This window comes from Bradyrhizobium sp. GW821-FHT12B03 (assembly GCF_058807535.1).
In genome coordinates, this window is sequence record NZ_JBXAQU010000020.1 from 33,846 (window position 1) to 52,791 (window position 18,946).

The 18,946-nt window shown below is 65.2% G+C and carries 20 protein-coding genes and 1 tRNA gene; 13 read left to right on the forward strand and 8 right to left on the reverse strand.

The genetic code is table 11. The annotated features are described in order from the left end of the window. Position 1: 1 nt before the first annotated feature. The 7 genes from AC1RUR_RS30150 (at position 2) to AC1RUR_RS30180 (ending at position 6,537) form a co-directional block, all read left to right on the forward strand. The gene (locus tag AC1RUR_RS30150) at positions 2 to 640 is read left to right on the forward strand and encodes an RraA family protein (protein WP_492850812.1); all 639 of its coding nucleotides are present in this window, start codon (positions 2 to 4) and stop codon (positions 638 to 640) included. A 27-nt stretch (positions 641 to 667) separates the two neighbouring features. Next, complete coding sequence (locus AC1RUR_RS30155; protein WP_145639128.1) at positions 668 to 1,039, forward strand: dimethylsulfonioproprionate lyase family protein; 372 nt, start codon at positions 668 to 670, stop codon at positions 1,037 to 1,039. Positions 1,040 to 1,090: 51 nt separating this feature from the next. Further along, complete coding sequence (locus AC1RUR_RS30160; protein ID WP_492850814.1) at positions 1,091 to 2,047, forward strand: tripartite tricarboxylate transporter substrate-binding protein; 957 nt, start codon at positions 1,091 to 1,093, stop codon at positions 2,045 to 2,047. 103 nt (positions 2,048 to 2,150) lie between these two features. Beyond that, positions 2,151 to 2,227, forward strand: a tRNA-Arg gene (locus tag AC1RUR_RS30165). 119 nt (positions 2,228 to 2,346) lie between these two features. Next, a complete protein-coding gene (locus AC1RUR_RS30170) occupies positions 2,347 to 3,066 on the forward strand; it encodes a DUF2569 family protein (RefSeq protein WP_492850816.1) in 720 nt (239 codons plus the stop codon). Between the two features lie 202 nt (positions 3,067 to 3,268). Further along, entirely contained in the window at positions 3,269 to 5,275 is a 2,007-nt protein-coding gene (locus AC1RUR_RS30175; protein ID WP_492850818.1) for an SPFH domain-containing protein, read from the forward strand. Between the two features lie 122 nt (positions 5,276 to 5,397). Then, positions 5,398 to 6,537 (forward strand): amidohydrolase/deacetylase family metallohydrolase, encoded by a 1,140-nt coding sequence (locus AC1RUR_RS30180; protein ID WP_492850820.1) that lies wholly within the window; start codon positions 5,398 to 5,400, stop codon positions 6,535 to 6,537. A 7-nt stretch (positions 6,538 to 6,544) separates the two neighbouring features. Here AC1RUR_RS30180 and AC1RUR_RS30185 read toward each other — a convergent pair whose 3' ends face one another. Genes AC1RUR_RS30185 through AC1RUR_RS30195 form a run of 3 tightly spaced genes read right to left on the reverse strand, consistent with a single transcriptional unit; the run spans position 6,545 to position 8,053 of the window. Next, positions 6,545 to 7,150, reverse strand: a complete 606-nt coding sequence (locus AC1RUR_RS30185) for a TlpA family protein disulfide reductase (protein WP_492850822.1) — start codon at positions 7,148 to 7,150, stop codon at positions 6,545 to 6,547. Continuing rightward, on the reverse strand, positions 7,143 to 7,604 hold the full coding sequence (locus AC1RUR_RS30190) for a DsrE family protein (RefSeq protein ID WP_492850824.1): 462 nt from the start codon (positions 7,602 to 7,604) through the stop codon (positions 7,143 to 7,145). The genes AC1RUR_RS30185 and AC1RUR_RS30190 overlap by 8 nt, the downstream gene beginning before the upstream one ends. 20 nt (positions 7,605 to 7,624) lie before the next feature. Beyond that, entirely contained in the window at positions 7,625 to 8,053 is a 429-nt protein-coding gene (locus tag AC1RUR_RS30195; protein ID WP_492850826.1) for a DoxX family protein, read from the reverse strand. Positions 8,054 to 8,157: 104 nt separating this feature from the next. Between AC1RUR_RS30195 and AC1RUR_RS30200 the strand changes: the two genes are divergently transcribed. Continuing rightward, the gene (locus AC1RUR_RS30200) at positions 8,158 to 9,042 is read left to right on the forward strand and encodes a LysR family transcriptional regulator (RefSeq protein WP_492850828.1); all 885 of its coding nucleotides are present in this window, start codon (positions 8,158 to 8,160) and stop codon (positions 9,040 to 9,042) included. Positions 9,043 to 9,080: 38 nt separating this feature from the next. Here AC1RUR_RS30200 and AC1RUR_RS30205 read toward each other — a convergent pair whose 3' ends face one another. Next, entirely contained in the window at positions 9,081 to 9,806 is a 726-nt protein-coding gene (locus tag AC1RUR_RS30205; protein ID WP_492850830.1) for an alpha/beta hydrolase, read from the reverse strand. A 151-nt stretch (positions 9,807 to 9,957) separates the two neighbouring features. Here AC1RUR_RS30205 and AC1RUR_RS30210 point away from each other — a divergent pair, with 151 nt between their 5' ends. Further along, positions 9,958 to 10,938, forward strand: a complete 981-nt coding sequence (locus AC1RUR_RS30210; protein WP_492850832.1) for a helix-turn-helix domain-containing protein — start codon at positions 9,958 to 9,960, stop codon at positions 10,936 to 10,938. A gap of 116 nt (positions 10,939 to 11,054) precedes the next feature. Here AC1RUR_RS30210 and AC1RUR_RS30215 read toward each other — a convergent pair whose 3' ends face one another. After that, positions 11,055 to 12,200 carry an acyl-CoA dehydrogenase family protein gene (locus tag AC1RUR_RS30215; RefSeq protein ID WP_492850834.1) on the reverse strand — a complete coding sequence of 382 codons (1,146 nt, stop codon included), beginning with the start codon at positions 12,198 to 12,200 and terminating at the stop codon, positions 11,055 to 11,057. A 126-nt stretch (positions 12,201 to 12,326) separates the two neighbouring features. On the opposite strand from AC1RUR_RS30215, the gene AC1RUR_RS30220 reads away from it, so the two are divergent. Further along, the gene (locus AC1RUR_RS30220) at positions 12,327 to 13,016 is read left to right on the forward strand and encodes an alpha/beta hydrolase family protein (RefSeq protein ID WP_492850836.1); all 690 of its coding nucleotides are present in this window, start codon (positions 12,327 to 12,329) and stop codon (positions 13,014 to 13,016) included. On the opposite strand, the gene AC1RUR_RS30225 is transcribed toward AC1RUR_RS30220, so the two are convergent. Then, complete coding sequence (locus AC1RUR_RS30225) at positions 13,008 to 13,982, reverse strand: ketopantoate reductase family protein (RefSeq protein ID WP_492850838.1); 975 nt, start codon at positions 13,980 to 13,982, stop codon at positions 13,008 to 13,010. The two genes, AC1RUR_RS30220 and AC1RUR_RS30225, sit on opposite strands and share 9 nt — an antisense overlap. Positions 13,983 to 14,136: 154 nt before the next feature. Here AC1RUR_RS30225 and AC1RUR_RS30230 point away from each other — a divergent pair, with 154 nt between their 5' ends. Further along, positions 14,137 to 14,940 (forward strand): enoyl-CoA hydratase-related protein, encoded by an 804-nt coding sequence (locus AC1RUR_RS30230; RefSeq protein WP_492850840.1) that lies wholly within the window; start codon positions 14,137 to 14,139, stop codon positions 14,938 to 14,940. Between the two features lie 11 nt (positions 14,941 to 14,951). Here the strand turns inward: AC1RUR_RS30230 and AC1RUR_RS30235 are convergent, their stop codons facing one another. After that, positions 14,952 to 15,215 (reverse strand): hypothetical protein, encoded by a 264-nt coding sequence (locus AC1RUR_RS30235; RefSeq protein ID WP_492850842.1) that lies wholly within the window; start codon positions 15,213 to 15,215, stop codon positions 14,952 to 14,954. 206 nt (positions 15,216 to 15,421) lie between these two features. Beyond that, entirely contained in the window at positions 15,422 to 16,306 is an 885-nt protein-coding gene (locus AC1RUR_RS30240; RefSeq protein ID WP_492850844.1) for a LysR family transcriptional regulator, read from the reverse strand. Between the two features lie 113 nt (positions 16,307 to 16,419). On the opposite strand from AC1RUR_RS30240, the gene AC1RUR_RS30245 reads away from it, so the two are divergent. Beyond that, entirely contained in the window at positions 16,420 to 17,784 is a 1,365-nt protein-coding gene (locus AC1RUR_RS30245; protein ID WP_492850846.1) for an FAD-dependent oxidoreductase, read from the forward strand. Positions 17,785 to 17,826: 42 nt separating this feature from the next. Then, positions 17,827 to 18,831 carry an ABC transporter substrate-binding protein gene (locus tag AC1RUR_RS30250; protein WP_492850848.1) on the forward strand — a complete coding sequence of 335 codons (1,005 nt, stop codon included), beginning with the start codon at positions 17,827 to 17,829 and terminating at the stop codon, positions 18,829 to 18,831. The last annotated feature ends 115 nt before the right edge of the window (positions 18,832 to 18,946 follow it).

The following is an 18,946-nucleotide window of genomic DNA, read 5'->3' on the forward strand; positions in this document are numbered from 1 at the left end:
CATGACCATCACCATCGCTGCGAACAGCGTGCCGAAGCCGCCGGCCGATATCATCGCGGGCTTTCGTGGCGCGCCGACTTCGGTCATCTCGGATAATCTCGCCCGGCTGCCGGGCGCGGTGGGGCTGAAACCCTATCATCGCGGCGGCAAGCTGGTGGGCACGGCCTTCACGGTGCGCACCCGTCCGGGCGACAATCTCGCCATCCATCGCGCGCTCGAGCTGGTCGGTCCCGGCGACGTCATCGTGGTCGACGGCGGTGGCGACGAGACACGGGCGCTGGTCGGTGAGATCATGAAGAACATCGCACAGTGGCGCAAAGCCGAAGGCTATGTGATCGACGGCGCGATCCGCGATGTCGCGGCGTTCGCCGGCGATGATTTTCCCTGCTATGCCCGCGCGGTGATCCATCGCGGCCCCTACAAGAACGGTCCCGGCGAGATCAACGTCCCTGTGACGATCGGCGGCAGCGTGGTCTCGCCCGGCGACATCGTGGTCGGCGATGAGGACGGCGTCGTGTCGTTTCCCGCCGCTGGCGCGGCTGCACTGCTGGAAGCCGTGCGCGCCCAGGTCGCGCGCGAAGAGGAGACGCTGAAGGCGATCCGCGAGGGCCGCTACCAGGGCTCCTACGGCAAATCCTGATCAGACGAGAACGAAGGGGAGGACTGCGTGAGCCAGAAGGAAGAATTTCACAATATCGACAATCCCGACGACGGGCTGTTCCGCGAGCTCGCGGCGGGGGTAACCACGCGCATCTTCTCCGGCGAGCAGGCGATGCTGTCGGTGGTGACGCTGGCCCCGCACGCCCAGGGCACGCTGCATCATCATCCCGAGGAGCAATGGGGCGTGCTGCTCGACGGCTCCGCCATCCGCGTCCAGGGCGATGAGGAAATTGCCGTTAAGAAAGGCGATTTCTGGCGCACGCCCGGCAATGTGCCGCACACCATGCGTGCCGGCCCCGACGGGGCCCGCGTGCTGGACATTTTCAGTCCACCACGGCCAGAATACAAAAAGGCGGGATCGGGCTTCGGCACGACCTGACAGGCGCCAAAGAGCAAAAGCCAGGCGCAAGAACAAACAGGGAGGGAGACCATGACGATCACACGACGGGCGCTGCTGGCCGCGCCCGCCATCCTCGCGATGGCACCGGCAAGCGCGCAGGCCGGCAAGATTACGCTGGTGGTGCCGTTCCCGCCGGGCGGCTCGACCGACGCGATGGCGCGGTTGCTCCAGAGCAACCTGCAAACCAAGCTTGGTCGCATCGTCGTGGTCGAGAACAAATCGGGCGCCGCTGGCGCGCTCGGCGCGGCGCAGGTCGCCAAGAGCCCGGCGGACGGTTCGACGTTCCTGGTGACCTTCGATTCCCACGCGGTGATCCCGTCCATCCTCGACAAGCCGCCGGTCGACGTCGAGCGCGAGCTGATGCCGGTGCTGCTGATCGGCACCGCGCCTTACGTGATCGCGGCCGGCGCCGGCCGTCCCTACAAGAGCTTTGCCGACGTGGTCGCGGCCTGCAAGGCCACCCCCGGCGCGGTGAAATACGCCTCCGTCGGCATCGGCACGCTCGGCCATCTCGCCATGACCGTGCTCGGCAACAAGGCCGGCGTCGAGATCATGCACGTGCCCTATCGCGGCGGCGGCCCTGCGATGAACGACGTGCTCGGCGGCCATGTCGATCTGATCGCGGGATCGGCGGCGCTGGTCGCAGCCCAGCTCGGCACCAACATGCTGCGTCCGATCCTGCAGCTCGGCCGCGAGCGGCTGCCGGCCTTGCCGGATACGCAGACCGCGATCGAGGCGGGCTTTCCGGACTTCGAGACGCTGGCCTGGTGGGGCATCTTCGCGCCCGCGGGCACGCCGCCCGACATCGTCGCCGCCATGACGACGGCGTCCAGGGAGATCCTGAGCGAGCCCGCGACCGCCGCCCAGCTCAAGGAGACCCAGCACATGACGCTGCTGCTTCAGGACGGTCCCGCCTTCAAGACCTTCTTCGACAAGCAGGTCGCCACTTGGGGCAAGGTGGTGAAGGACAACAATATCAAGGCGTAAGCTTGCCTGCTGACGTCTGCATTGATTGAGGCGAGGGCTTCCGATTCGGCCCTCGCTTTGATATGTACACCTCCAGGCAACCCGCCTTACCGGCGGGTTCCGCGGTCCCGTAGCTCAGCCGGATAGAGCGGCGGTTTCCTAAACCGTAGGTCGCATGTTCGAGTCATGCCGGGATCGCCATTTTCCGAGAGTTTGCGCGACACCATGGGCGCGCAGCTCTGGTACCCCTCCAAGCGGTTTTCTATCGTGACGTGTGCCGCCAGCCGGCTAGACTACGGCGGGGCGTAGGGGACCTTTGCATGGCGGATTTATGGTTCTACGCGGATGGCGGGCAGCAGCGCGGCCCGGTGACGATTTCGGAGCTCCTTCCGCTGTTGGTTGGCATCGCAGATTTGCGAGGCGTGTTGGTACGGCGGCAGGACTTCGAGGACTGGAAACCGGTCGAGGAGGTGCGTGAGATCGCGGAACAGCTCCCTCGATCGCCGCCGTATCCGGCACCGCCACCGGTCGCCGCCATTCAGGAGCCCGCCGTCCTCGCCGAAGACGCCGCTGCCCTCAAGGAAGTTCAGCCGGAGATGGCCGGCATCAGCGGTTGGCTCGCGCTTCTCGCGTTCGGCCAGGTGATGGGCATCCTGCGCCTGGTCTTCAACGTCGGACAATATTTGCAGTCGATCAGTGACGACATCTGGACTTACTTTCCGACGGTCATCTGGAGCGAGATGCTGATAAATGCCGCCATGATTGGCTTCGCGATCTGGACGACGGTGCTCCTGTTCACACATTCCCACAAGTTTCCCGCCTTCTTCATCGTGCAAATGATCTGTGCGGTGCTGATGCCGCTTGTCGATCTCCTCTGCGTCGCAACGTTTTTTTCCGCCGCCCTGAACCGTCCTTTCAGCGATTTTTTCATCGTCGAACCTCGACTGGTTGGACAAACGGTTGTCGGTGCGATCAGTGCCACGGTCTGGATAACGTACGTCCTTCGCTCCGGCAGAGTCGCGAATACGTTCACGAAGTAGGCCCGCTTTACGACGCGCCTGGCGGAGCCGCCGGTTCTCCCGATTTCTTCGCCCGTCAAGTGCCCAATAAAAAAAGATTGGCACGGCTTTACGCGACAGCCGGCTTGCGAAGGAGAACCCGTACCCACATCTCCGCTCCCGCAATTCTGGGGTGTGGCCTTGGTTAACCAGGCCGCCCAGTTGCGAATTGTGGAGATGAACTATGGACCTCACTGGTTTCAATGGCGCCTGGCTGATTCAGCCGGCGCTGTGGGCCGCGGCTGCGATCGCGCTCGTTATCCTGCTGCGCCTGGCCAATATCTTTCGTTACATCCCGAACAACCAGGTCGGCATCGTCGAGAAGCTCTGGTCGACGCGGGGATCGATCGACGGCGGCTTCATCGCGCTGAACGGTGAAGCCGGTTACGAGCCGGAAGTGTTGCGCGGCGGCCTGCACGTGTTCTTTCCGTTCATGTACCGGATCCACAAATCGGATCTCGTCACGGTCGGACAGGGCAAGATCGCCTATGTGTTCGCGCGCGACGGCGCACCGCTCGGCGCGTCGCAGGTGCTCGGCGCCAACGACACTGAGGACAGGGCGGATTTCCAGGACGTGCGGCGATTCCTGCTCGGCGGCGGACAGAAGGGCCCGCAGCGCAAAATCCTGCGCGAAGGCACCTATGCGATCAACACGACGCAGTTCGCGATCATCACCGATGATCGCGTCTATGGCCACGCCCTGAGCGAGCAGGAGCGCGGCGTGCTCGACGCCATGCAGCTCACCATCGCCGAGCGCTGGGGTTTTGCGCCCGTCGTGCTCGCGGCCGATCACGACCTCGTCGGCATCGTCACCGTGCATGACGGCCCGTCATTGCCGTCAGGCGAGATCATCGCGCCCGAGGTCGGCACCGATCTGCGCGACGACGAGATCTTTCACAACAATTTCCAGGAGCCCGAGAAATTCCTGGCCGCAGGCGGCTATCGCGGCCGTCAGTTGCAGGTCGTCGTCGAGGGCACCTGGTACATCAACCGCCTGTTCGCGACCGTCGAGGCGGTGCCGAAGACCGTGATCCCGGTCGGCAATGTCGGCGTCGTCATCTTCTACACCGGCCCGCACTCTGGCGACGTGTCGGGTGAGCAATATCGCCACGGCGAGCTGGTCCTCAACGGCGGCCGCGGCGTCTGGAAGGACCCGCTCCTGCCCGGCAAATACGCGTTCAACACCTATGCCGGCAAGATCGAGATCATCCCGACCGTCAACTTCATCCTGAAATGGGTGCGCGGTGAGGTCGGCGCGATGAAGCTGGACGAGAACCTGTCGGAGATCTCGCTGATCACCAGGGATGCGTTCGAGCCGACCCTGCCGCTCTCGGTGGTGATGCACATCGACTACAAGAAGGCGCCGATGATCATCCAGCGCTTCGGCGACGTGAAGAAGCTGGTCGAGCAGACGCTCGACCCGATGGTGAGCGCGTTCTTCAAGAACATCGCGCAGAAGATGACCTTGATCGAGCTGCTCCAGAACCGGGCCTCGATCCAGGAGGAATCGGCGGCGCAGATGAAGGCGAAGTTCGAAAGCTATTCGCTCGACCTTCAGGAGGTCCTGATCGGCACGCCGCGGGCTGCGAGCGGCGACCACACCATCGAGAACATCCTGATCCAGCTCCGCTCGCGCCAGATCGCGCGCGAACAGATCGAGACCTACCAGGAGCAGGAAAAGGCCGCCGTGCAGGAGCGTACGCTCAACGAAGCCAAAGCAACCGCGGCGGCGCAATCGGCGCTGACGCAGTCGCTCATCCAGATCAAGGTGAACGAGAACGAAGGCGCCGCGGCACTCGCCCGCGCCCAGAAGGACGCCGAGACAAGAAAGGTGACGGCGGCCGCGGTCGGCGAGCAGTCGCGGCTCGAGGGCCAGGGTGAGGCCGATCGCGTGCTTGCCGTGGGCACCGCCAACGCTCAATCGACCAAGCTCTCGGTCGATGCCTATGGCGGGCCCGAGTTCAGGCTGGCCGAGCAGAACTTTGCGAAATTCGCGGAAGCGCTCACCAAGATCAACCAGCCGCTGGTGCCGCAATTCCTGATGTCCGGCGGACAGGGACAGGAGAGCGGCAATTCGGGCCTGATCCCGACCGCGATGCTGAGCTCGATGTTCGGCCGCATGATGCCCGATGCGCTGGAGCGGCTGAAGGACGAGGCGCCGCGCGCGGATCGAAAGTCCAACGGGCACTGACCGCGCCCGATTTGCTTCGGCGGCGCGAAAATTGCTAACAGGGGTGACCGGGCTGGAAGTCCACCTTCCAGCCCGGTCTGTTCCCGCCTCTCACAATGCCCCAGCGATATCCGGAGATAATGATGCCTTTCGACTTGATCCTGCGTGGAGGGCGGGTCGTTGACCCCTCCCAGAAGCTCGACGCCGTGACCGATGTCGCCTTTTCAGGCGGCAAGGTCGCCGCGATCGGCACCGGGCTCAAGGCGGATGCAGGCACTGACGTGCGCGATGTTTCGAAATACATCGTGACGCCGGGGCTGATCGATCTGCATACCCATGTCTATTGGGGCGGCACCTCGCTCGGCATCGATGCCGAGGAATTCTGCCGCCTCTCCGGCGTCACCACGGCGGTCGATACCGGCAGCGCCGGGCCCGGCAATTTCGCCGGTTTCCGCAAGCATGTGATCGAGCCGAGCCAGGTCCGCATTCTCGCGTACTTGCACGTCTCGCATGCCGGCATCTTCGGCTTCTCGCACCGGATCATGGTCGGCGAGAGCGAGGAGCTGCGGCTGATGAATCCGATCGAGGCGGCCAAGGTGGCCGATGCCAACCGCGATCTCATCGTCGGCATCAAGGTGCGTGTGGGCTTGCATTCCTCGGGCACCTCGGGGGTCGTGCCGCTCGACATCGCGCTCGAGGTCGCCAACGAGGTTGGCATGCCCCTGATGGCGCATATCGACCATCCGCCGCCGAGCTATGAGGACGTGCTGGCGCGCCTGCGTCCCGGCGACGTGCTGACCCACGCGTTCCGTCCCTTCCCGAACACGCCGGCGACCGCGCAGGGCACGGTCAAGAAGGCGGTGCTGGACGCGCGCGAGCGCGGCGTTCTGTTCGACATCGGCCACGGCAAGGGCTCGTTCGCCTTCAAGACCGCGCGCGCGATGCTCGCCAACGGCTTCTACCCGGACACCATCTCCTCCGACATCCATCAGCTCTGCATCGATGGCCCGGCCTTCGACCAGGTGACGACCATGTCGAAATTCCTGTGCATGGGCATGGAGCTGTCCGACGTGGTCGCCGCCTCGACGGTGAACGCGGCGATGGCACTGCGCCGCCCCGAACTCGGCAGCCTCAAGCCGGGCAGCGTCGGCGATGCCACGCTTGTTACGGTCAAGCAGGGCCAGTTCGACTATGAGGACGTCGTTGGCGAACACCTGATCGGCGACCGCAAGATCGTCTCCGAGGGCGTCGTCATCGGCGGCCGCTGGTGGCATCCGAATTGACGCAGCGCTAGCTCTGCTCGCGATAAAATTGCAGCAACCGCGCGCCCTCCGGTGAGAGCCAGTCGGGCGCGCCGGCGATATAGCCTTCGACGCGGCCGCCCGTTCCGACCAGGTAGGTGATGGGCATGCCGACGAGCGGGAACATCGCGGCGGATGCTTCCGCCGCCGTACCATAGGCATCGACATAGCAGGCGAGGTTTTGCACGGCGAGGCCGCCGAGGAATGCGCGGATCTTGCGCAGGTCCTTCGTGTCGGTGCAGATCGCGACGACGTCGAGCCGGTCCGGCCGCGATCCCGCGAGGCTTGCGAGGACAGGCAGATCGAGCTTGCAGGCCGCGCACCAGGTCGCCCAGAAATTGACGAGCGTGATCCGGCCCGGCCGCGCCGTCAGCACAATGTCTTTGCCATGCTGGTCCTGAAGCTTGAGCTGGGGCATCAGCGCGCGTGGCCGCACCACCGTAAACTGGCTGCGGCCAGCCTCGAACACCGGCGGCCAGGCCGGATCGCCGCCCTGCGCGCGGCTTGCGCGCGGAGGGACAAGCATCGCCGGCGCCGCCATCAGCAGCGCGCGCCTGGACAGCATCGTGCCAGGCGCATCAGTTTTCTCACGCATGGATATAGGCCCAGCCCTTCAATTGCAGATCGACCACGCGGCCGATTCCGAACGGGACGAGGCTGGCGCCTGATATCAGCGGAATCGTGACCTGCTCCTTGGCTTCGGCGATCGCCTTTGACGAGGCGCACATGCTGTAGGTGAGATTGGGCAACGACTGCCGCAGCGTCGCGAGCGGCTCGACCAGCGGGGTCTTGTCGGCCCGGAAGACGTCGATGCCCTTGCCGTTGGCGACGACCTCGATCAGCAACCGCGCGCCCCTGTCGGCAAAATGCTTGGAGAGGTTGGCCGAGTAGCTGATCGCATGTCCCATGACATAGGGCTCGTTGCTATCGATCAGGATCACGACGCCGTCGGCGAGGCGGTCCTCCCTGGCGGCGGCGCCGCCGCCGGCCGTGAGGATCGCGGTGCCTGCGAGCAGGCCTCTCCGGGACCATCCATTGGCTGAGATCATGGCGACGGCGCTCCCGCCGATCAGAATTGGCGCGGCGCGATCGGGGCTTTCCGGCCGCGTCCCCACAATACGAACAGGCTGAGCGCCAGCAGGACGACATTGAGCGGCGTGACCTCGGCCTCGCCGCGCGAGAGGTGGAAGGTGAGCGCAATCACCTGCAGCACCGAGCAGCCGAGCGCGGCGAGCACCGTCAGCCGTGGCAGGATCCGCGTCAGGGCCGGCAGCAGGATGCCGATGCCGCCGGCGAGATCGACCAGCGCGATGGATCGGACGAACGTCTCGGAATACTGCCCGGTCCACGGCATCATCGCGGCCAGCTGCGGAATCGGCGTCGTCAGCTTGACGAACCCCGCCGAGATGAAGACGAAGGCGAGGACAACCTGCGCAGCCCAGAGGCCGATGCGAAGGGCGCGGCCGGGTGTGGCGGTCTCGAGGGTGGTGGCGGACATGGTGGTTTCTCCTGGATATGAGGGTTGCCACCATTTGATGGTTTCTCCGTTTTTGATCATTATATGTTTCGGGATAAGTTCATTTCCTGGATGTTGATGATTTCATGGATTCGCTGGTCAGCATGAGGGTGTTTTGCCTGGTCGCGGAGCTGAAGAGCTTTGCGACCGCGGCGCAGCGCCTGCGCATCTCGCCCGCCATGGCGAGCAAGCACGTCATGCAGCTCGAGAAGCGTCTGGGCACGCGGCTGCTCAACCGCACCAGCCGGCGCGTCAGCCTGAGCGAAAGCGGTGCGCTCTATTTCGAGCAGGCGCGGCAGATGCTGGATTCGCTCGACGAGGTCGAGGCCGCCGTCAGCAATGCGACTGTCGTTCCGCGCGGCACGCTGCGGCTGACCGCGCCGGTGTGGATGGCGAACACGATGTTCGCGGGCGTGCTGGCGGATTACCAGGCCCGCTATCCCGAGGTGTGCCTGGATGTCGATCTCAGCGGACGGATGGTCAATCTGGTCGAGGAGGGTTTTGACCTCGCCTTGCGCGCGACCGGCGCGCCCGACGAGGCGCTGATCGCGCGTCCCATCACCAAGGTTGCGTTCCATATGGTCGGCGCGCCCGCTTATCTCGATCGCGCGGGACGCCCGACGAAGCCAGCCGACCTCGCCGGCCAGGCCCTGCTGCACTATGCGCTCTATCCGGGCGAGAGCTTCTCTTTCGCGGGGGAGCACGGCACCGAAACCGTCAAGCTCAATCCGGTGCTGCGCAGCGGCAACGAAACGCTGCTGCACATGGCTGCCTTGGAAGGCATGGGCCTCGCCTTCCTGCCGAAATGGCTGGTCGCCGAAGACATCGCCGCTGGGCGTCTCGCGCATGTCCTGCCCGACGACATCAGCTTCGAAGGGCGCCTGTTCGCGGTCTATCCGAGCCGCAAATATCTCTCCGCGAAGGTGCGGACCTTCATCGACTTCGTCGCCGCCGACAAGCGGATGAGGTAGCGCCTTACGGCACCGCGAGATCAGCAGCGTGGAGGCCGTCAGTCGCGTCCTGCTTCCATGATCGCCCTGGCGAGGCGCGCCGGGTCGGAGAAGCACAGTTCGTGGCTCCCCGGCACCTGCACGAGGCGGAACAGGCCGAGCTTCTCCGACAGCCGCGGATGCCAGGGATAGCCGTGCGGCAGCGCGGTGTCCTCGGTGCAGTTGATATAGGACTTTGCCAGCGGCATCTCGGCCGGATTGGTCTTCAGCGCGATCTTGTCGCTGAAGGTCGCGAGCGGATGCGGATTGAGGATGTCATAGGCGCGCTGCGCCAGTTCGAGATCGGCGTCGTTGATGAAGGCCTCACGCCAGATCGGGAAGGGGAGCACCACCGAGCCGTCGCCGCGCTCGGCCGCGATCATGTCGAACAGCCCAACATAGTGCGGCGGCACCATGTCGTTGAGCGACTCGCCATTGTTGGGCACGAAGGCGTTCCAGTAGACGAGGCGGCGAATGCGCTCGGGGACGAGGTCGGCAACGCCGGTGATGACCATGCCGCCATAGGAGTGACCGAGCAGGATCACGTCCGTCAGATTGGTCTCGGCGAGATAGTCGGCGATGGACTGGATCGCTTCCTTCAGCCCCGTCGTCCTGGCATCGCCCGGGCGGTTGCCCTTGATGGTCGGGAGGTGGACCTGATGGCCGGCGGCCCGGATCGGCGCTGCGACCGGCTCGAGCTCGGCACCGGTGTGCCAGGCGCCGTGAACGAGAACGTAGGTCGACATATTGTAGCTCCCTCGGAAGGCTGGTTAGATCGGCGGGGCGACGGCCTTGCCGACTGGACGTCGGTCTTTGTCGTTGTTGCCGCCATATTGAACCGGCCGGGATGCCACGCGCTTGTCTGGCGCTGCACCGGATTGGTCTCGGAGCGAACTGATGGAGCAGGTCAATTCCCCAAGCCGGCCGCGGCACGTCGTCTGGAACACCGCGGCGACGCGGCCGGACGAGCAGTTTTCCTATTACCGCGAGGCGATCTGCCAGGCATTCATGAACCTGACGCCGGAATCGGCGACGACGTCGCGCTTCCCGGCCAAGGTGGAGACGATCGGGCTGGGCGCCGGCGCGATCAACCGGGTGATGTTTCCCGAGCACACCGTCAATCGTTCGCGTGCCGATATCGCCGCATCGCGCGACAGCTGCTTCTATCTCAACTTCAAGCTCGCCGGCCGTTGCCGCATGCTCCAGGATGGCCGCGAGGTCAGCCTGTCGCGCGGCCAGGTCGGCATCGTCGACAGCGACCGCGAAGTGACGCTGCTGCACGATCGCGGCCCGACCCTGGAAGTCGCGTCGTTCTGGGTGCCGTCGCGCGCCTTGCGTGACCGGCTGCCGCCGTCGTTCGATTTCAGGGCCGAGCGCGTGTCCGACGATCCTCATGTCGGTCATCTCATCGTCGAGACCGCGCGCTCCCTGAACGCCGGCGCATTGCGGATGACGCAAGAGGACAGCGTTCGGCTGTTCGACGTGCTGCTCGATCTCGTTGCGCTCAGCCTGTCGCGCCGCTCGCGGGCGCAGACGGCGGAAGCTGCAAGTTTTGCGGATGCCACCGTGCTGGCGCTGCGCCGTGCCATCCAGGAGCGGCTGCGCGAGCCGGGGCTGACGGTCGCAGCGGTTGCCGGCGCCGTCGGCATCAGCGAGCGTTACGTCCACAAGCTGTTCGAGCGCTCCGGCACGACGTTTTCGGACTACGTGATGGACCGCCGGCTGGTCGGCGCAGCTGCGGACCTGAAGGATCCGGCGCTCTGCGGCCGCGCGATCGGCGCCATCGCGTTCGACTGGGGTTTTTCGGACCTCTCCCACTTCACCCGGCGCTTCAAGCAGCACTTCGGCTGCCGGCCGCGCGACTGGCGTGCACGGTGAGGGAGGTTGGGCGGAACGGGCTTGTGGCAACACCGTTGCTCCGCCGTCGCCGGGACGACAGCGCTTTTGTCGGAACGATACTGCCTCAAACGCCCTTCGCCTGAGGTGAACCAGCGCTACAGCGACCGCGCGATCAGCAGCTTCATGATCTCGTTGGTGCCGCCATAGATCTTCTGGATCCGGGAATCGATGAAGATGCGCGAGATCGGATACTCCTGCATGTAGCCGTAGCCGCCGAACAGCTGGAGGCATTCGTCGGCGGTCTGCACCTGCTTGTCCGAGCACCAGTATTTCGCCATCGAGGCCGTGACGGTGTCGAGATCGCCGGCGACGAGCCGCTCGATGCACCAGTCGACGAAGACGCGCGCGATCATCGCCTCGGTCTTGCGTTCGGCGAGCGTGAAGGCGGTGTTCTGGAAATCCATCAGCGGCTTGCCGAATGCTTTCCGCTCCTTGGTGTATTCTGTGGTGAGTTTTACGGCGCGCTCCATCGAGGCGACGGCGCCGACCGCGAGCGCAAGGCGTTCCTGCGGCAATTGCTGCATCAGCTGGACAAAGCCCTGGCCTTCCTCCTTGCCGAGCAAATTTTCCGGCGGCACCGTGACGTTGTCGAAGAACAGCTCCGACGTGTCGGAGGCGTGCAGGCCGATCTTGTCGAGGTTGCGCCCGCGCTTGTAGCCGTCCGCGCCCGCGGTCTCGACGACGAGCAACGAAATGCCTTTCGCGCCTTGCTCGCCCGTGCGCGCGACCACGACGACGAGATCGGCAGCCTGGCCGTTGGTGATGAACGTCTTCTGGCCGTTGATGACGTAGGAATTGCCCTGCTTCTTTGCGGTGGTCTTGACGGCTTGCAGGTCCGAGCCGGTGCCGGGCTCGGTCATGGCGATGGCGCCGACCATCTCGCCAGAGGCCATCTTCGGCAGCCAGCGCTTCTTCTGCTCCTCCGAGCCGTAATTGAGGATGTAGTGGGCGACGATGGCGCTGTGCACGGAGACGCCGGTCGTCAGTTCCGGCACCGTGCTCTCGAGATCGTCCAGCACGGCGGCGTCGTAGGCGAAGGTCGCGCCGAGCCCGCCATATTCCTCCGGCACGCTCGCCAGCAGTGCGCCCATCTCGCCGAGCCCGCGCCAGGCAAATCGGTCGACCATCTTCTGCTCGCGCCATTTTTCGGCATGCGGGGCCAGGTCCTTGGCAAGATACTTCCGGAACTGGTCACGAAAGACGTCGAGCTCTTCGGTCATCCAGGAGGAGCGGTAGGACATGATCACCTCGGTTGATGCAGCGTTCCGGTTTGGTAGGCCAGCGGGCGGCGGCAATTATTGTGTTTTCAGGCTGCACCGGTGACGCTACCAAGGCGGCCGTAACAGCGTCTGGCGGGATGGTTGATTGTGGCTGTCAAAACTCAAGAGCTCAAGTTCGACATCGAGCGTATCGGCACGGTCTCCGCGATCCTGATGCAGCCGGCCAAGGCGCGCGCCTGCTACGTGCTGGCGCATGGCGCCGGTACCGACATGCGGCATGCGTCTATGGACAAGATTGCAGTGGGCCTCGCGGATCGCGGCATTGCGACGCTCCGCTTCAATTTTCCCTACATGGAAAACAAGCTGGGCCGTCCTGACCAGCCGGCGGTCGCGCATGCCGCCATTCGTGCTGCGGCCGCGGAGGCAGCGCGGCTCTGCCCCGGATTGAAGCTCGTCGCCGGTGGCAAGTCGTTTGGCGGGCGCATGACCTCGCAGGCGCAGTCGAAGGCGCCGCTACCTGGTGTCAAAGGGCTCGCTTTCCTCGGCTTTCCCCTGCACGCCGACAAGAAGCCGTCGACGGAGCGCGCCGAGCACCTCGCTCATGTCGAGATCCCGATGCTGTTCCTGCAAGGGACGCGCGACGGGCTTGCCGATCTCGGCCTTCTCAAGCCCGTGATCGGTGGGCTCGGGGCCAAGGCGACGCTGCACGAGGTCGCCGGCGGTGATCATTCCTTTGCGGTGCTGAAAAAGTCCGGCCGGACCAACGATGAGGCGCTCACCGAGGTGCTCGACACGCTCGCGGCCTGGATCGACCAACTCGGCTCAAGCTCACGCTGAATAAAGCCCCTTGTCGCGCGCCTTCTGGATCGCGAGTGCCGCGATCAGGTCGAGCGTCGGCGTCGACAGGCCGCCGGCGCGCGCGAAAGCGGCGGGCGCCTTCACCAGCACGTCGATCTCCATGGCGCGGCCGAGCTCGTAATCCTGCAGCAGCGACGGCTTGTGGTTGGGGGCGGGGCCGCTACGGGTCACGCGCTTGACCTCGGGGATGAAGTGCTGCGCGATGTCGTTGGCCTCGTTCAGCATGCGCGGAATGACCTCGGCGAACGCAGGGTCGTCGCGCACGCCGCGCGCGGTCTGGCCGGTCAGCAGGCACAGCACCGACAGCGACATGTTGGTCAGCAGCTTTGACCAGATCGCCTCGCGGATCTCGGCCACCGGCGGCGATTCCAGCCGCGCGTCGTTCAGGACGCCGCGGAGCTTGGTGATGCGCTCGCAATTGCGGTCGTCGCATTCGCCGATCAGGAGACGGTTGCGGTCCGGGGTGAGGTTCTGCACCACCCCGGGTGCGATCACCTCGTTGGAGGAGAAGACGACGCCGCCGACGATTCGCTCCTTGGGGATGCAGGCGCGCAGGCGGCCGCCGGGATCGAGGAAGGAAATGTCCGGCGGGGTGGGGTGTCGCGGCGGCAGGCCGATGCCGTACCACCAGGGAATGCCGTTCTGCGCGAACACGATGGCGGTGTCGTCCTGCAGCAATGGCTTGAGGCTGGAGACCAGCCCGGTCAGCGCGGTCGCCTTCAAGGTGCTGATGACGACGTCCTGCGGGCCTAGCTGGGCGGGATCGCCAGAGGCGTTCACCTTGGCGGAGACCTCGGAATCGCCGACGCGCAGCTTCAGGCCATTGGCACGCGCCGCCTCCAGATGCGCCCCCCGCATCACGCACGAGACGTCATGACCGGCGCGTGCCAGCCTGACCGCGATGTGGCTGCCGACGGCGCCCGCGCCGAAAATGCAGATGCGCATAGATGTCCTGTCCCTGATCCCTTGATGCCATCAGGCGACAGCATGACACAAGCCGCCATGCGATGGACGCGGCCGCCCCACGCTGGAAAGATATGGATCGGGATGCGTTGCCTCGGCCATAGTGCGCGCCAAGCAAACGACCGGAGGATCGCCGATGACTGCCAGCCCCGTCCTGTGGACCCTCGATACGCGTGGGGTTGCGACCGTCACGTTGAACCGGCCGGAGGTCAACAATGCCTATGACGGCGCGCTGATCGCGGGCGTCCTTGCCGCCATGGACGATCTGGCTAGGAAGCCGAACCTGCGCGTCGTCGTGCTCAAGGGCAATGGCAAGCATTTCCAGGCCGGCGCCGACCTCAAATGGATCAACGGCGTGCGGCCGCAATCGGCCGAGGCGAATGAGGCGGCGTCCCGGGCGACCTTCGAAGCCGTGCAGCGGCTCAACACCTTGCCGATCCCGACGGTGGCGCTGGTGCAGGGCGGTTGCTTCGGTGGTGGCACCGGCGTGATCTCGGGCTGCGATGTCGTGATCGCCGCGGACAACGCCCTGTTCTCGATCACGGAGGTGCGCTGGGGCCTGACGGCGGCGATCATCATCCCGCAGCTCTGCGATGCCATTGGCGTCCGGCAAGTCCGCCGTTACGCGCTGACCGGCGAGCGTTTTGGCGCCGAGGACGCCCGCCGCATCGGCCTCGTCCACGAAGTCGTACCGCTCGCCGAACTGGAGGCCGCAGGCAGCAAGGTGGTCGAGCAACTGCTCGCCAACGGGCCGGAGGCGATGGCCGAGACCAAGCGCCTCGCGCTGGAGAGCTCGTTCGGCGGGATGGCGGTGGACGATGCGGCCTATACGCGGCTCGTCCAGCTGCATTCGCTCAAGCGCCAGAGCGCGGAAGCGGCAGAAGGGCTGGCCTCGTTCGCCGAGAAGCGGGCGGGGAATTGGGGCGGCGGGAAAGGCTGAGCGTTCGTCGCTCAGCAGCCGCGGCAGATGTTGTTGATGCTGCGATAGACGGCGTCGTCGTCTTGCCGCATCTGCCGCAGCGTTTCGAGCGTTTTGCTCTCGCTCGCCGGCGAGGCGGGCTTGCGCTTCGCCGCGAGCTCGTCCTCCTGCCGCTTGTAGCAGGCCTCGCGATCGGGCTTGGCCTGGATGAAGCGGCAGTTCTGCTCCACCGCTGCGGCGGAAGTGGCGGAGATCGCGAGAACGATCAGGGTGGCGAGAGCGAATTTCACGGGCATCGAATCCATTTCTTGAGCCATGTTGCTTGTCGTCGCCCGGCTTGACCGGGCGACCCAGTACGCTGCGGCTTCTCCGTATATGTTTGACGCCTCTGGAATACTGGATCGCCCGCCTTCGCGGGCGATGACGGCGAAATTTGGTGGCCCTTCTCTCAGGTCCGCCAGTCGAGAGCAACTGCGATCTTGCGACGACCGTGCGACGCGGCTCATAGCGACGACGCGAGTGACGTTTTGAGCAAAGTGAGCAGCGCCTGCACCGCGGCTGCGTTCCTCCGCCTCTCCGGAATCGCGGCCTTCACCCACAATTCCGGAATCGGAAAGTCGCGCAGCACCGGCTTGAGTGTGCCGTCGCGCAAGGCATCCGCGACGAGATAATGCGAGATCAGCGCGATGCCGTTGCCGGCGATCGCGCTGCGCACCAGCACATGGCCCTCGTTGCAGGACAGCAGCGGACTGACCTGGATGCTGATGCGGCCGCGCGGCCCGTCGAAAATCCACTCCGGTCCCGTCGGCAGAAAGCTGAGGCAGCGATGATCGACGAGATCGCGCGGATGTTTTGGTGTGCCGTGCTTCTTCAAATAGGCAGGCGAGGCGCAGAGCAGCCGCTTCAGCGTGCACAAGGGCTCGTCGACGACGCCGCCAAAGGAATGCGGGAAGGCGCCGATGGCGATGTCAAAGCCTTCGGTGACGGGGTCGACCGGACGATCGACCAGCACGATATCGAGCTTGAGCCGCGGGTTCTGCGTCTGGAAGGCGGTGAAGGCATCCGCGAGCCGCGCCACGGTGAGCGAGGTCGGGGCCTTGATGCGGAGGTGATCGACGAGATCGTGGCCCTTCTCGCCCATGCGCGACAGCAGGTCGGTGGCGTCGGTCACGACGCCGCGCGTGCGATGCACGTAGCGCTGGCCGGCCTCGGTCAGGCGCAATTGCCGCGTCGAGCGGTGAAACAGCGGCGTGCCGATCCGCGCCTCCAGTTGCGTGACGCGCTTGGCCACCACCGAGGTCGAGACGCCGAGTTTTCGCGCGGCGGCGGAGAAGCCGGCCGCGTCGGCGGTCGCGAGGAACGCCTGAAGGTTGACCAGGATGTCCATTTCGATCTTTCGCGATTCGAGAAAGCTGATCGCCCATTTTGGCGGATTGTAGCCCGGTCCGCGTTAATTCATAGTCGGGCTCAAGCAAAGGATTTTCAGGGACAGGACGCGCCATGCGGGCCACGACGATCGAAGAACCAGCACGCCAGGTGCCGCTCTATGGCGAATATGAAGTCGTCGTGCTCGGCGGCGGCCCGGCCGGCATTATCGCGGCGGCCTCAGCTGCGCGGGCGGGACGGAAGACGCTGCTGATCGAGCGTTACGGCTTCCTCGGCGGCATGGGCACCGCTGCCGGCGTCACCAATTTCTGCGGCCTCCACGGCAATGTTTACGGGCAAGCCCACCGGCTGGTGCAGGGCATGGCGTCCGAGCTCCTGGCGCGGATCGATCTGCTCAACGGCCTCAACACCCCGCATCTGATCCTCGGCAAGGTCTTCGCCCAGGCCTACGACACCGCGGCCTACAAGATCGCGGCCGACCAACTCCTTGCAAGCCACAAGGTCAACATTCTCTTCCACGCGCTCGGCGCCGGCGTCGTGATGGGCGATAACCGCCGCATCGACGCGCTGATGGTCGAGACCAAGGCCGGCCGGCAGGCGGTGCGCTCGGAGATTTTTATCGATTGTTCCGGCGACGGCGATCTTGCCGTTTGGGCGGGCGCGCCGTTCGAGTTCGGCGACGAACACGGCCATCCCATGTATCCGTCGATGATGTTGCGCCTGAACAACATCGACCCCGAGCGGGCGGGTGAGGCCTGGCGCACCATCCCGCAATTGATGGAGAAGGCGCTTGCCGCCGGCACCCACACATTCCCGCGCAAGAGCGCCATCGTGCGGCCGCAGAAGTCCGGCATCGAATGGCGGGTGAATTTCACCCAGGTCGCGCGCGCGGACGGCCACGCCATCAACGGCATCGAGCCTGACGATCTCACCCGCGGCGAGATCGAGGGCCGCAAGCAGGCGCTCGCGGCGTTCGAATTCCTGCGCACCGTGCCCGGCTTTGAAAAATCCTACATCGTCGATCTGCCGCCGCAGCTCGGCATCCGCGAGACCCGCCGCATCACGGGCGGCTACCAGCTCAGCGGCGAGGACGTGCTCGGCTGCGCCTCGTTCGAGGACTCCATCGGCGTCAACGGCTGGCCGATCGAGGCTCATGTTCCCGGCGATGTCGTCTTCACATTTCCGCCGATCCCGGAATCGCGCGGCTATAACGAGCTGCCCTACCGGATGCTGGTGCCCGAAGGCGTCGACAATCTGCTGGTCGCCGGCCGCTGCGCCTCCATGACCCATGAGGGCCAGTCGGCGGCGCGCGTCTCCGGTGCCTGCTTCGTGATGGGCGAGGCCGCCGGTTCCGCCGCCGCGCTGGCGCTCTCCGGAAACCGGATCCCCCGCGAAATCCCCATTGAAAAGTTGCAGGAAACGTTGAAACAACAGGGCGCCTTCATCGGGCGGGACCAGCCCGTTCCGGAGGGCCTGTAACGGATTGCAAGAACGACCAAGAGAAGCACTGGAGGAAACGGGATGATGGGGATTGCGCGGCTCGCACTTGCGGGCTTGGTTGCGACCTTGGCGATGGGCACGGCCCGGGCCGAGGATGCGGTGAAGGCCAAGATCGGCGTGCTCCGCCTGTCCTCCTCCGCGCCCGTCTTCATCGCTCAGGACAAGGGCTATTTCCGCGAGGCCGGCCTCGACGTCGAGCTGAAATTCTTCGATGCGGCGCAGCCGATCGCGGTCGCCACCACCTCGGGCGATGTCGATTTCGGCGTCACCGCCTTCACCGCGGGCCTCTACAATCTCGCCGGCAAGGGCGTGCTGAAGGTGATCGGCGGCATGAGCCGCGAGAAGGCCGGCTATCCCCTGATCGGCTATTTCGCCAGCAACAACGCCTATGCCGCCGGCCTGAAGACGCCAAAGGATCTCGCGGGCAAGCGCGTCGCCGTCACGCAGGTCGGCTCCTCCTTCCACTATTCGCTCGGCCTGCTCGCCGACAAATACGGCTTCAAGCTCGCCGACGTGAAGATCGTGCCGCTGCAATCGCTCTCGAATGCGGCGGCCGCGCTCAAGGGCGAAACCGTCGATGCGGCACTGCTGCCGATTTCCACTGCGCGAAAACTGATGGACGAGGGCGGCGCGAAATTCCTCGGCTGGGTCGGCGACGAGACGCCCTGGCAGCTGGGCGCAGTGTTCGCCGCGCCGAAGACGCTGACCAACAAGGCGCTGGTGACGAAATTTCTCGGCGTGCTCGCGAAGGCCGACCGAGAATATCACGATGTCATCCTCGCCGCGATGAAGGACGGCGTGGCGCCGATCAACGACAAGACGAAACCGCTCCTGGAGATCATCGCCAAGTATACCAACCTGCCGGTCGAGCAGGTGGTCGGCAATTGCGCCTATATCGATCCCGACGGCAAGCTGGATGTGAAGAACGTCGACAACCAGATCAAATGGCTGCAGGAGCAGGGTTTTGCCGACAAGGGTTTTGACGCGGAGGCGATCATCGCTAAGGATTTTGTGAAGGCGGATTGATGTTGCGCGCCCTAGTCCATCCCCGTCACCCCGAGGTGCCTGTCTTGCGGCTTGCCGCAAGGCAGGCCTCGAAGGGCGCACGGCCCGAATGCGGTGCGGCCGCCGCTGTTGCCAG